The 11,544-nt window shown below is 50.9% G+C and carries 8 protein-coding genes and 1 pseudogene; 4 read left to right on the top strand and 5 right to left on the bottom strand.

Annotation, left to right across the window (positions count from 1 at the left end):
• The first annotated feature begins 294 nt into the window (after nt 1-294).
• From ACAW87_RS15375 to ACAW87_RS15365, 3 genes are read left to right on the top strand one after another with little or no spacing between them, the layout of a single operon-like run.
• Nucleotides 295-2,265, top strand: coding sequence for a hydroxysqualene dehydroxylase (locus ACAW87_RS15375; protein ID WP_370724399.1), 1,971 nt, complete (start codon nt 295-297; stop codon nt 2,263-2,265).
• A 17-nt stretch (nt 2,266-2,282) separates the two neighbouring features.
• Nucleotides 2,283-2,969 carry a transmembrane-type terpene cyclase gene (locus ACAW87_RS15370; RefSeq protein WP_370724398.1) on the top strand — a complete coding sequence of 229 codons (687 nt, stop codon included), beginning with the start codon at nt 2,283-2,285 and terminating at the stop codon, nt 2,967-2,969.
• Entirely contained in the window at nt 2,966-4,366 is a 1,401-nt protein-coding gene (locus tag ACAW87_RS15365; protein ID WP_370724396.1) for a sensor histidine kinase, read from the top strand. The genes ACAW87_RS15370 and ACAW87_RS15365 overlap by 4 nt, the downstream gene beginning before the upstream one ends.
• 266 nt (nt 4,367-4,632) lie before the next feature.
• Here ACAW87_RS15365 and ACAW87_RS15360 read toward each other — a convergent pair whose 3' ends face one another.
• From ACAW87_RS15360 to ACAW87_RS15340, 5 genes and pseudogenes are all read right to left on the bottom strand, one after another.
• The gene (locus tag ACAW87_RS15360; protein ID WP_370724395.1) at nt 4,633-4,977 is read right to left on the bottom strand and encodes a DUF5615 family PIN-like protein; all 345 of its coding nucleotides are present in this window, start codon (nt 4,975-4,977) and stop codon (nt 4,633-4,635) included.
• Entirely contained in the window at nt 4,977-5,309 is a 333-nt protein-coding gene (locus tag ACAW87_RS15355; RefSeq protein ID WP_370724394.1) for a DUF433 domain-containing protein, read from the bottom strand. The genes ACAW87_RS15360 and ACAW87_RS15355 overlap by 1 nt, the downstream gene beginning before the upstream one ends.
• Before the next feature lie 21 nt (nt 5,310-5,330).
• On the bottom strand, nt 5,331-8,849 hold the full coding sequence (locus ACAW87_RS15350; protein WP_370724392.1) for an SNF2-related protein: 3,519 nt from the start codon (nt 8,847-8,849) through the stop codon (nt 5,331-5,333).
• Between the two features lie 17 nt (nt 8,850-8,866).
• Nucleotides 8,867-9,271 (bottom strand): annotated as a pseudogene (locus ACAW87_RS15345) (putative toxin-antitoxin system toxin component, PIN family).
• Nucleotides 9,272-9,273: 2 nt separating this feature from the next.
• Complete coding sequence (locus ACAW87_RS15340; RefSeq protein WP_370724390.1) at nt 9,274-9,495, bottom strand: DUF8507 family protein; 222 nt, start codon at nt 9,493-9,495, stop codon at nt 9,274-9,276.
• 653 nt (nt 9,496-10,148) lie between these two features.
• Between ACAW87_RS15340 and ACAW87_RS15335 the strand changes: the two genes are divergently transcribed.
• On the top strand, nt 10,149-11,441 hold the full coding sequence (locus ACAW87_RS15335) for an anthranilate phosphoribosyltransferase (RefSeq protein ID WP_370724388.1): 1,293 nt from the start codon (nt 10,149-10,151) through the stop codon (nt 11,439-11,441).
• Nucleotides 11,442-11,544: the final 103 nt, after the last annotated feature.

Below are 11,544 nucleotides of genomic sequence, written 5' to 3'. Positions count from 1 at the left end.
GGGGGCTGCAAAAGCCGTGCCTAAACCCCACCACAGAGTGTATAACCCCTTTACTACGAAGTATCTGCGTGCTTTAGTTCCGTACGTGATGTTTAGGCTTACCAAAGTGATTGTAGTTGGCTAGTCAATACTGGTAAATTTTCGGCACAACAAGTCTATATCTTCATAGCGCTTACCGGCCGGGGTTGTAGCTTGTTAAACGGTATATGTATAAATAGCCATGTCTTTGATAACCAATGAGTAATCAGGTTAAAACGCTATATTGCCTTTACACCTTCTAACCCGTCTTTATCTATGCCCAAAGTTGTCATTCTTGGTGGTGGCGTTGCCGGTATGAGCGCTGCCCATGAACTCGTTGAACGCGGATTCATGGTCGATGTCTACGAACTAAAACCGGCCTATCTGGGCGGAAAAGCTCGTAGCGTGAACGTACCTGGCTCATCACCGGCCGACCCTAAAGGCCTTGATTCAACGGCCCCGGCACGAGATGCCGATTCGCTTCCCGGCGAACATGGCTTCCGGTTCTTTCCCGGCTTCTACCGGCATATCACCGACACCATGAAGCGGATTCCGTATACATCGCCAAAGACGGGGAAGAAGAATGGGCAGGGCGTTTTCGATAACCTCGTCGACGTAACACGGGTGGGTGTGTATCGCGATGGGAAAACAGCCATTTCAACCGTTGTCAGCTTTCCCAAATCATTGGCCGATGTCGAATCGTTTCTTTCCGTGTTGCACACCCACGACACAGGGCTGAAACCAGGTGAAGCTCGTTCGTTTGCCTTCAAAGTCTGGCAACTCATGACCTCTTCGCAACGCAGGCGGGAGATCGAGTACGAGAAAATAGGCTGGTGGCAGTATATGGATGCTGATTCTACCGATCACTCCGACGCCTACCGGACACTGCTGGTCGAAGGCCTTACGCGTACGCTGGTGGCGGCCAATGCCAAAAAGGCCAGCACCAAAACAGGTGGCGATATTTTCATTCAGTTGCTGTTCAACATTGCCAATCCCGGCATGCACACCGATCGGGTGCTCAACGGCCCGACTAATGAGGTCTGGTTGAAGCCCTGGGAGACGTACCTGGTGGGCAAGGGCGTTACTTTTTATAGAGGGGCAAAAGTTGAGAAGCTTGTGTTCGACAGCGCCATGACCAGGGTTGTGTCGGTAAAGATTCAGGATTGGGCCAAAAATCAGCCGTACTCCCCGCTCGCCCAGGGCGATTATTACCTGCTGGCTACTCCCGTAGAAACAGCCGCTATCGTGTTGCCCGACGAAGTAAAACAACACATAGGCAGTCTGCAGCACCTCGATGATCTGTCGGCTGACGTGGCCTGGATGAATGGCATTCAGTTTTACCTGAACGAAGAGATTCAGGTGGTGAAGGGACACTGCATCTACGTAGACAGCGAGTGGGCCTTGACGTCGATCTCCCAACTTCCGTTCTGGGATAGTTCCGGATTCGATATCCGTGAGCGCGGTCTTGGCAACGTAAAAACGATCCTTTCCGTCGACATTTCAGACTGGGAGAATCCTTACCCAACCGAGAAGCATCCAGACCCGGCGTTATTGCCGATGATGGCCAAAGACTGCCAGACGTTCGATGAAGTGGCCGAGCGCGTCTGGTCGCAGTTGAAACGGAGTCTGAATGTGAATGGTACCGTGCTGCGCGACGATATGCGGCTGGGTACGTATACGGTCGAGGGCCGAAAAGCGCAGGGTTACTACCTCGATCATTCGCTGAATGAAGAAACATCGCCACTCGCTCAGCCACAGGTTACCCCGTCGGCTATCGACCCTGCTGCGTCGGTGGTTGGGCAAAAACCGGCTAACAAATTCGTACTGGTCAACCATGAGCAGCTGCTGGTCAATACGATCAATAGCTGGTATCAGCGGCCCGACGCGTTTTTGCCGGGTGTATCGAACCTGTTTCTGGCTTCTGATTATGTCCGCACCTTCACGGATCTGGCCACGATGGAAGGGGCCAACGAAGCGGCCCGGCGGGCTGTCAACGCCATTATCGCCTCATCGGGGCAGGATGTTCCTACCTGTAAAGTCTGGAATCTGCACGAGCCTTCTTTTTTCATGCCGCTCAAATGGTATGATCTATGGCGGTATGAGCGCGGAATGCCCTACGGAAAAGCCCCCGGCTGGCTCGATGCCATCATGGTGGGATGGGGCATAGTTTATGCCATCTGGTTTATGGCCTTCACCGCCTGGACGTTTGTTAGCTCATGGATGTCGAAACAGACAAAAAACGCATAACGCTTTTATAATTAATTATGGATCAGAATTTTATAAACACAACCGATTACTCGCCAATTGAGTTGGTCACTTTCGGCGTGGGATGCCTCTGCTGGATTATTGTCTACTTTTTCACGTTGCGGAGTATTTTTCAACGCCAGTTCGTAGAAATTCCGCTGGTGACGATCGCGGGCAATATTGTCTGGGAGTTTTTGTGGAGCTGGGTCTTCGTTACCGACATGGGTAGCCTGTTTATGTGGGGATACCGCATCTGGTTTTTCATGGATTGCCTGATCGTGTATGGCGCGTTTCGGTATGGCTACAAGCAGATTTCAATACCGGCGCTGGCCAGAATAACCCCCTGGTTGCTGGGTTTCGGTATCGTGGCCTGGTCTCCGGTATTGTATTACTACATCAAAATCTACGACGAGCCAATCAGCCATATGGGCGCGTATTCGGGCTATTTACTCAACGTGATGATTTCGGCTACGTACATTACGCTGGCGCTACGATTAGACAATTGGACCTTGTTCTCGTACCCGGCCAGTTGGTATAAAGCTGTAGGCAACCTGCTGATCAACGTGTTTTGTTTCCTGCATTTTTCCGATGGCTTTCTGCTCTCCCTCTGCGTACTGACAACTGTGTTCGACGTCATTTTTCTTTATTTATTCATTAAGGCACGCACGTCGAAAATTATTGGCACCCCCAATTCAATCCTTGCATGATTACAACTGTATTTTGGAAGAAATACCTCTGGAATAACCTGGGTTTTGCAGACTTGGATAGTGAAGAATATACCCGTCGCACTACCGCCGTACAATTGGGCTTTTTTACGGCTATCTCCGGGGCCATCTACTGTCTGATCTATGTCTGGCTGGGTTTTCCGGGCATGACACTTTCATCGGCCAGTTATATCGTTCTTTTTTTGATCGCGTTGACCTACCTCGCTGTCACCCATAACTTCAACGTCTACAAGCACGTGCAATTGGGCCTGATTCTGCTGGCTCCGCTGGCCAATCACCTCATTGTAGGCGGTTTTGTAGAAAGCAGCAGTGTGATTTTGGCCAGCTTCATCACCCCGGTAATTGCTCTGACGTTTGTTACGCGAAAAACGGCCCGGCTCTTTTTCTTTTTATTTATTGCCATAACCCTGATTGGCGGAATCTGGGAGCTGCTGATAGTCCCCCCGGTTAGGCGTTTACCTGATTTTGTGATCTCCCTGTTTTTTACGGCCAATATCATTTTTATCTGTGTGATCATCTATTTCCTCATCGATGGTTTTCTCAGAAAGCAGGAAGAACTCCGAACCGAGCTTCGCCAATCGCTGGAGACATTACGAGCTACGCAGAATCAGTTGATTCATGCTGAAAAGATGGCATCGCTGGGTGAACTGACCGCCGGTATTGCTCACGAAATTCAGAATCCGCTCAATTTCGTCAATAACTTCTCGGAGGTATCGGTAGATCTCATTCAGGAGTTGGACGAGGAACGTCAGCGCCCGGTTCCTGACCATGATCTGGAGGCTGAGTTGTTGGACGATCTTAAGCAAAATCTCCAGAAGATTGAGCTTCACGGCAAACGGGCCAGTAGCATCGTACGCGGCATGCTCGAACACTCACGAGCCAGTTCAGGGCAACGTACCCCTACCGATCTCAATGCGCTTGCCGACGAGTACCTGAAACTAGCCTATCATGGCATGCGGGCTAAAGACAAGTCTTTTACTGCTCAGTACGAGTGCATGCCCGAGCCCACCCTTGAGCCAGTTAGTGTGATGGCACAGGACATAAGCCGGGTGTTGCTCAACATATTCACGAATGCTTTCTACGCCGTTCAGGCACGAAGCAAACAGGAGCCGGCCGATTACGTACCCAGAGTGACGGTGCAGCTATCGCGGAAAGTAAAACAGGTTGTGGTGACGATACAGGACAACGGCTCAGGTATGCCAGAGGAGATAAAGGCCAAGATTTTTCAGCCCTTTTTCACAACGAAGCCTACCGGACAAGGCACTGGTCTCGGGCTTTCGCTTGCCTATGATATTGTTACCAAAGGGCATAATGGTACCATCGACGTAGTCAGCGCCGAAGGCAAAGGAACAAGTTTCACGATCACCATTCCTGCTTGAGCACGCTACGTAATGAAATCTAGATAATTATCGGGATTGACAACGGATAAAGAAGCGGTTGGATAAGCTGTTTGAAAAGCTTTAGGAGTGGTCTGCCTTCGCTGATAGGCATTGCGCGTAAACCAGTAATTCCGTGAGTTCATTCAACGAATTAACGTTAATTCACTGAATGAACTCACGGAATTACTGGCTCATAGAGCTATTTAGCTCTATATCAGCTCTCATTTCACATTATTGTCAGTAAGCCGCCAAGCTATGTTTCGCCGCTATTGTTGCGGACGATTAACGCGCAATAACACTCCCTCGACAGACCCTTCCTGAAGTTGTAAACAGGTTGCGATGCGGTCAGCTAAAGCCTGAAAGTTGTTATCAACTGTGCAAATGAGAATACCAGCATGAAGCGGCTGACTTTCATGGAGTTTAATAAAATCTTTACGATTTTGAGTAATCAGGCACCGCTCCAATGAAGTAGATAGAGCAAGTACTTCATCGTCTGGTACAGCCAGCCCTGCTTTGGCCAGATCGTGTAACGTTAACACATCATAGCCTTTCTGACGAAGTGCTGAAACTACCGGAACTGGAATGTTCTCATCAGCGAGCAGCAATACCATTAATCTACTTCGTTTTCGACAATAGCCTGATCTATTTCGGCTGTATTGGCCCGCACATATGCCCAGGCATTAGCCAGATCAACGGCATGAAGTGATGGATAAGCTACCAGAAGATCTGCTTCGCTGGCTCCTAATCGGCGTGCCTGCTCTAAAACCCAAACCGGAATTCGGGTTCTGACGACGCAGGCGGCCCCGCCAGCCACGCCTATGGTTTGTTCAACGCCTGGAAAAGCATCGCCTAAATCGCGCACGATCCATTGCAACACCTGCGCTTTTTCGGCTCTTGACAGGCGGCTTAGCAATTGTTCGGTTTCTAGAATGGCTGTGCTCATAGATTAAAGATACGAAAATGGTTAACCCAAGCTAACCAACTCTTTCAACTCATCATCATTGAGGTCGCCAAGCCAGGTTTCGCCGGTTTTAACGCTGAGGTCGGCTAGTTCTTTCTTCGAGCGGATCATCGCGTCGATCTTTTCTTCCAGCGTGCCCTGATTCATGAGGCGGTACACCAGCACGTTTTTGGTCTGCCCAATCCGGAAGGCCCGGTCGGTGGCCTGATTCTCTACGGCGGGGTTCCACCACAGATCGAAGTGGACCACGTGGTTGGCCTGCGTGAGGTTAAGGCCCGTGCCGCCCGCTTTCAACGACAGAATGAACGTATGATCTGACCGGTTTTTCTGAAACTGCTCTACCATCTCGTCGCGGTCGGCGCGCGACGTGCCTCCGTGTAGAAAGAGCGGTTCCTGGCCAAACGCCTGCTGAATGAACTGTTGCAGCAGTTCACCCATTTCGCGGTACTGCGTAAAAATCAAGACTTTCTCGTGGCTGGCATAGATCGTTTCGAGCAGGTTCAGCAGCAGCGTTACCTTACCCGACAGTGTCGGATTCTGATTCCCTTTTTTCAGGTACTGATGCGGGTGATTGCCAATCTGTTTCAGGGCGGTCATCAGCTTCAGCACCAGGCCACGGCGGGCAATACCGTCTTTCTCTTCGATGGCCCGCATACTCTCGGCCACTACGCTCTGGTAAAGGGCGGCCTGTTCGGGCGTAAGGGCGCAAAACTGATTGTTCTCGATCTTATCGGGGAGGTCGCTGATGATGCTCTTGTCGGTCTTGACGCGGCGGAGCAAAAACGGGCTGGTCACACGTCGGAACAACTCCAGCTTGTGCTGGTCGCGCTCCTGCTGAATGGGCTTGCCAAACTCTTCGTTGAACTTGCTGGCCCCGCCCAGATAGCCCTTGTTCACAAAGTCCATGATGCTCCAGAACTCCGACAGCCGGTTTTCGACGGGCGTACCACTAAGCGCGATACGTACCTGGCCTTTCAGCGTTTTTACGGCTTTGGTTTGCTCGGTGTCGCTGTTCTTGATATTCTGTGCCTCGTCGATGATCAGCACCGACCAGGTCGTCTTTTTCAACGTTTCCAGGTCAGACCGAACCACGCCGTAAGTTGTCAGGATCAGATCGTTGGCGGTGGCGGCTTTTCCCTCGGGCATCTTGCGGTTAGGTCCGTGATACACGTGCGCTTTCAGGTCGGGCGCAAATTTGGCGATCTCTTTTTGCCAGTTGGTCAGCAGCGTGGTTGGTAAGACGACCAGCCCTTTTTGCTTCATGAAACGACCTTCCTGCTTGAATTTGAGCAGCAACGAAATCACCTGAAGCGTTTTGCCAAGGCCCATGTCGTCGGCCAGAAGGCTGCCCATGCCGAGGGTTGTGTTCTTCAACAACCATTCGTAGCCGCGTTGCTGATACGGCCGGAGCTGTGCGTTTAGGCGATCGGGGAGGGGCTGGGTTTGGGCTTCGGTGAATTGCTTCAGTACAGCCTGTACATCGGCGCTGATACCAATGCGGTTGCCCTGGTATTCCTCGGCCATTGCCGCCCGCAGTAAATCGGTGCCGCTGAGTTCGGCGGGGCGGGTCAACTGCTTCTGCAGTCGGCCCAGATCGGTAGGGTCGACCAGTACGTACTGATCCTTGATCTTCACCAGGCCGGTGCGGTTGTTCACCAGCGACTCAAACTCCTGATAATCGAGCATCTGATCACCAATGGCCACCTGCCAATCGAACGTCAGCATGTCGTCGAGCTTCATGAAGGCGTTGCTTGCCGTGGTTTTGGCTTTCAGGCGACCACCCACCTGCGGACGTACCCAGTGTTGCAACGAGCGCGGCAGCATGAGCGAAATGCCGAGTAACTGCATGCGCGGCAGCTTTTCGAGCAAAATCTTCACAAAATCATCCGGCGCATAGCTGAGGTACGACGGACTATTTTTCTTCGTAAGCTTAGCCAGATCAGGGAAATGCCGCGACAAGACCAGTAAATCCTGCAAAACGGCCATACGAATGTTTTGATGCGGTTTCTCGTCCAGAATCTCAGTCAGCGGAATGGGCGTCGACAGGCCGTCGGCCGACTCACGGTCGCGAATGAGCAGGCTTAGTTTGAACACTTCGCCAAACTCCGCTTCTTCGATCGCTAGAATGGGCACGAAGCGTTTCTGGGTCAGGAAGAAGTCGTTGAGCCACAGTTGCATGGCCAGCGGTTTTTCGCGCTTGCCAAACCCTTCCAGCTTCAGAATCTCCTGCCCGAAAAATAGCCGGTCGGCGTCTTCCAGCGGCCAGCGTTCCCACAGCTCAACGGTGGGCTGTTTCACGGGCTGGCGCAGCAACAACGAACAAAGCATCAGCACATGCTCGGCGGGTGACCCCGGCGACATAATGTCTTTCTGCCAGCGAACCGTCAGCAGTTCGGGGGGGAGCTGCGTAGCGAGCGCGTCGGTCAGGCGGCGAATGGTTTCGTTGAGCGTGGCAGGTAGCCAACGTACCCGGTATTGGTTACCGTCGGTGCCCACGCGCAGAATTTGGGGCACCACGGCCCCCCGGCGGAGCAAAGCGGCTGTGAACTGACGCGTGAGGTAAAGCGCACGTACCGAATCACTCATGTCGGGCCAGTCGGTTTCAGTAAGGTCACCGAGCCAGCCCATCAGATCGGCAATAGCAAAATGGGGCAGTGGACGCGCCTCGCCGTGCTCACTGAAAATATTGATCTTCCTGAGGTCGAGGAGCTCGTCGAGTTGTAGTTCCAGGCTGTCACTCGGTTCGGGATGGCTTACTACCACCTTGTCTACTACCGGTTTGCTGAATAGCTTGTACGCTTTACCGAGGTCTTTGTGGAAATTGCTTTTGGTAAAGGTCACTTCGGGTTCCAACAGGCCAAGTAGCGAATCGCTCAGGGTTGGAATGGTAGCAAAATCGAGTTCGGCGCGTCTGGCTTCGTTGGGTGTCCAGTCTTCCTCCTCGGGCAGATCGTCGGTGTACAGATCGGTCACCGTTAGCACCGATTCCATGCCCCCCGCGCCGAAATTCTCCGTTGCCAATTCGGCCAATAAATCAAGACCTTTTAACAGGAAAACAAGGAAAGGATTCTGGTCAATTTCGTTGGTTAACAGGTAGATAACGGCCGCCAGATGCTTGCAGGGCATGGCATAATCGGGGCACGAACAGCCCGCCTGCAATTCGGTGAACGAACGCGGAAACAACCGAATACCGCGCTGATCGGCAAATTCGATGAGTTCGGGTGGAAGTTGCCGGTTCAGCAACTGTGCCAGCAAGGCCGGGTTTTGCCTGATTTCGGCTAGTAGCGCGTCTTTTTCCGCTTTCTCGAAAAGCCTGACCGTCAGTTTCGTCTTGTAGGGACGGGGTTTGCTGCCCTGCACCTGTGCGCTGATCTGATTGGTCTCAATTTTCAGCGCCCTGACGGCCCCTTTGTTGGCGTATGTTTTACCCCGTGGCAGACGGTTCCCTTCGTCGATACTGGTTAATGCCTGAAGCCATTGCTGACCCCACCAGGTTTTACCATACGTAATGCGTTCGGCCATTTAATTAAGTCTACTGGTTAGTTGATCACAGCAAGGAACTCCTGCAGTGATACAACCGTCACTTTAGGTAAATCGATATTTTTTAAAACGGCGAAATGTGCATCGTTTGTTATCAAATAATCGACTCCTGCTGCTACGGCGACGTCGACGAACTTATCATCGTCGTGATCATTTTCAATAAGTTGCCATTTGAAGTAGGCTTCCTGAAACAGCGTATTAGGAGCTACTGTCAGGATTGTTAGCACCAAATCGGCAGTTTTTTGCGAATAGGCATCTGTTCACTTCTCAGCGTATTCCGTCAAAATTTCGTTACTAACAATCCACGTAAAGCGTTCTGACTGGAATGCTTCGTATAAGGCGTAATATGGACTGCGCGGAGGTACAGAAGCCAATAAACAATTTGTGTCGATAACAACCCGCATTATTACGACGGGTTGTTAAGCATTGCGGTGAAGTCATCGGCCGAGTAGCCTTTTTGTTGGCTTGCCTGATCGACTTCGTTGGCCAACAGGGCTGAATAATGATTCACGAGTACTCTTTTCAGGTCAAGTAACTGCTCATCTGTCATACCTCGATCAAATAAACGGAGTAGACTGACCTGCAAAGTATTTAGTTTCCCCACGGGGTTGGCTGCTGTCGTTTCCATACTTATGTGCTAAGTCGTATTACAACGAAAAATGAACGAAATCTAGTTCTTTGTTAGCTTCTCGAAAAATGTACCTGAATTTCCAGTTTGAAGCCATTGCTGACCCCACCAGGTTTTACCATACGTAATGCGTTCGGCCATTGTTTGCCTGTCTTGGTGTCTTGCGGCTGCAAAAGTAAGCACTTCTCAATGGCCAACTGGTAGTAATCGTTGTTGAGCACTGTCAGCCATAAACGAATATACTGCAAAGAGCCGCGAATGACGTACCTAAGCGTACACACCTTCGGCCTGTGGCTACGGGTAACAGTAATCATCTAAAGCTCCCCTTCCGTACGGTAACAATTAATTCACTGTTCATTCTTGTAAAAGTTATATTAACAAATGATGTTTTGTTGTTGATTAGATTACTCATGCGTGCTGTTTTATGTTTATATACTGCCCGCTGTTATTTTCTGTCCTGCCTCAAAATAGTTTACTTTGCAACAGCATAAAAATAGGTTTTTTATCAAAAAAACCAAAAAATATCTATGTAAAGTTGTTTAAGTACTTTACATAATTTGGTTTTTATGTAAAAATTAGTTATTTATTAGAAGTAGTTGATTTCTGTTTTTCTATTTTCCTGTAGTCACGTTTTAATACAAGTTGTGCTCATTATGACCGTTAACGAAGCTATCAATGTAATACCGGGCGAAACGCCTCTGGGGCGGGCTATTAAATTGATCGGTATTGGCAAGTACGGTAGTAAACCCATGCCGCCCGACTTGATTGCTGAATGCCGTGATAGCCTTTTATCGGGCACCGCGCATCCACTACAGGTAGGTGCTTTCATTGGCGCCCTACTCACTAAAGGCCTTACCGACGAGGAACGCACGCTGGAAACCTGTTTTGGGCGCGATGCCTTTTCGCATCCTACTTTTCTCGTTAATAAACTCTGCCCCGAACTACCAGTCAATTTGTTGCCGTTGGCAACCAAACTACTTCGGGGGCAGCATTTGCAGGTAAGCGAAGCCCGACAATTGGGGGATTACCTGTTCGGTGACTTCTCATCCGAACACGATTGTGAAACGTTTCGGGGTTTGGCAGCCAGTATCATGCGGGTACGTCACGAAACCAACGATGAATACCACGGCCTTTACCAGGCGGTTATGGACACGCTCGCGCCTCGTTTCCACGACGATGAACCTCTTGGCCCAACGCGCCCCATTGTGCAGTTGGCCGAACCCTTCGACGGAGCTGAACATTCATACCTGATCACACCAATTCTCGCCCATTTTTTTCAGGAAAGAGGATATGGCTCTCTATCTATGGTGGGACGAACGCCAGGGCCGAAATACACACTCAACGCTCATGATCTGTACATACACATGAATTGTGAGTTTGTCATGAGCCAGGCCGAGTTTACGAAGTCACCTCCCGACGTATATGGCTGGGTGCTGGATCAGAAAGCCCTTTCGCCCGCGCTCCATCGGTGGGTCGATCGGCGGCGGGTCTTGCTGAAGCGGCCTTTTCTCTCTACCCTCGAAAAAGTGCTAAACCCAGCTCGTGCCCGTATTCTGGTGACGTCGGTATTTCATATTACGTACCAGATGAAAATGGCAGAACTGGCCCTAATGGCTGGTTTCGATGCGGCTATTGTGCTAAAACGTGGCCTTGAAGGCTCCTTGGCTCCGTCAACGGCGCGGGCTACGGGGGTTTTGTGCGCGGTACGTACTTCCGAAAATCACCTGTTCTGCCAGAACTTTGATGCTGACCGACCTGCTTTCGCGTCGTTTAAAACCGAAGCAGATATCGATGTGCCCAACCCGCAGGCCACCGAAAATGCCCGCCTGATCAAAACGTACCTGGCTCACCAACAAACCGATAACGCCGATTTCGATAATCGGGTCCGCTTCGCCTTATCCCTATACGGCCGCGGCCTCGATTGGATCGAAGGGCAGTTGGGGTGAAGGGCGAGGAGTGAAGGGTGAAGAGCGAAGAGTGAAGGGGGTTGCTTACGCAAGCGTAATGCTCTCGCGAAAGCAACATCCTTCACTCTTCACCCCTCACCCT

The sequence above is a fragment of the Fibrella aquatica genome, from assembly GCF_041321135.1.
In the GTDB taxonomy this organism is placed as follows: Bacteria; Bacteroidota; Bacteroidia; order Cytophagales; family Spirosomataceae; genus Fibrella; species Fibrella aquatica.
This window is presented reverse-complemented; position numbering and strand designations above follow the sequence as displayed.

What these genes read in the sequence shown, in the direction of transcription:
- ACAW87_RS15375 (WP_370724399.1), top strand. Translation starts at nt 295, where the DNA reads ATGCCCAAAGTTGTCATTCTTGGTGGTGGCGTTGCCGGTATGAGCGCT.
- ACAW87_RS15370 (WP_370724398.1), top strand. Translation starts at nt 2,283, where the DNA reads ATGGATCAGAATTTTATAAACACAACCGATTACTCGCCAATTGAGTTG.
- ACAW87_RS15365 (WP_370724396.1), top strand. Translation starts at nt 2,966, where the DNA reads ATGATTACAACTGTATTTTGGAAGAAATACCTCTGGAATAACCTGGGT.
- ACAW87_RS15360 (WP_370724395.1), bottom strand. Translation starts at nt 4,977, where the DNA reads ATGGTATTGCTGCTCGCTGATGAGAACATTCCAGTTCCGGTAGTTTCA.
- ACAW87_RS15355 (WP_370724394.1), bottom strand. Translation starts at nt 5,309, where the DNA reads ATGAGCACAGCCATTCTAGAAACCGAACAATTGCTAAGCCGCCTGTCA.
- ACAW87_RS15350 (WP_370724392.1), bottom strand. Translation starts at nt 8,849, where the DNA reads ATGGCCGAACGCATTACGTATGGTAAAACCTGGTGGGGTCAGCAATGG.
- ACAW87_RS15340 (WP_370724390.1), bottom strand. Translation starts at nt 9,495, where the DNA reads ATGGAAACGACAGCAGCCAACCCCGTGGGGAAACTAAATACTTTGCAG.
- ACAW87_RS15335 (WP_370724388.1), top strand. Translation starts at nt 10,149, where the DNA reads ATGACCGTTAACGAAGCTATCAATGTAATACCGGGCGAAACGCCTCTG.